The following is a 1,151-nucleotide window of genomic DNA, read 5'->3' on the forward strand; positions in this document are numbered from 1 at the left end:
GCCACCACGCTGCCATCGCCGAAGGCCAGCGCCGAGAAGCTGCCGGCGGCCGCGTCTGCGCTGCCTGACCGGATGTCGAACTGTACGCAGAAGTCGCGCGATCCTGATCCCGACGGGATGACGATCGAGGCCACCAGCTGATCGCCCGTGCGCACCCGCAGTGTTACTGCGTTGCCGTCCGATACCGTGACCAGATAGGACAGGCGCACCCCTGCGTTGTTCGAGAACCAGAAGAATTCCGGCAGCCGCGGGCCAAGGGCCTCAAGGCCACCGGTCGCGATCTCGGTGATGTCGCGGTCGGTCTCCGAACTGTTCGATGCGATGGACACCGTGCAGCCGTGCAACTGCGCGTGCGGCTCCCAGGTGGACCCTGCCGACCAGGGCGTCTCACCCACACCGCCGGTGCGCAGGAACGGCGTGGCGGTGGTCAGGCTCGCCGCGTCGATGGTGTCGAGGTTGCTTTCGTCGTTGTTCCAGATCGCGCTTGCGTCCTGGCGCCAGATCGCCGCATAGGTCCATCCCGCGAAACTGTTGTTCTGGGTCCGGCACCGCGCCAGGCGCGAGAGCTCGATGTGGGTGCTTGCCGCCTTGCCGACACAAGACCGGACATAGCCGACGCTGCGTCGAGAGATACTGATCGACGTGCCTGTCCCGTCAAATTCGATCACGCCGCTCTCGGACAGGTCGGACCCGTCTCCGATTTCGTAGTAACAATCGATGATGACAATCGCGCCGGAGGTGTAGCCGGTGATCTCGGATGGCGTGGCCGCATCCGACCCGCGCACTTCGCAATGAAAGCCCCGCAGTTCCAGCAACCCGCCAGCACTGGTGGACCAGAGATTGCGCGACGACCAGCGCCCGCCGCCATAGCGCAGGGTGAAGACCCGCGTCGAGAACCCGGTGAACTTGATGTCCTCGACCACGAAGTTAACTGCGCGGGCAATCTCGGAATATTTCGTCCACCAGCCGTTCGGCAGGCTGGCCCCGTCGATGATCGTCGTCGGCTCTCCCCCCGACACATCGGCCCCGAGGATCTTCAGTTGGTTCGATCCGAACGACCACTCCAGGTCATCCAGCGTCTGGCGCGTCGCGGGCGTATGGGTGCCCGCCGCCAGCTGCAGGGTGAAGGTGGTGTTTTCGGAGACCAGCAT

At 64.7% G+C, this 1,151-nt stretch carries 1 protein-coding gene; it reads right to left on the reverse strand.

Annotated features, from left to right (window positions below):
- Positions 1 to 1,151 (reverse strand): hypothetical protein (locus H7828_RS22675; RefSeq protein ID WP_226783327.1); only part of this gene is annotated, 1,151 nt, incomplete at both ends.

It is taken from the genome of Oceaniglobus trochenteri (assembly GCF_020529025.1).
Taxonomy (GTDB): domain Bacteria; phylum Pseudomonadota; class Alphaproteobacteria; order Rhodobacterales; family Rhodobacteraceae; genus Oceaniglobus; species Oceaniglobus trochenteri.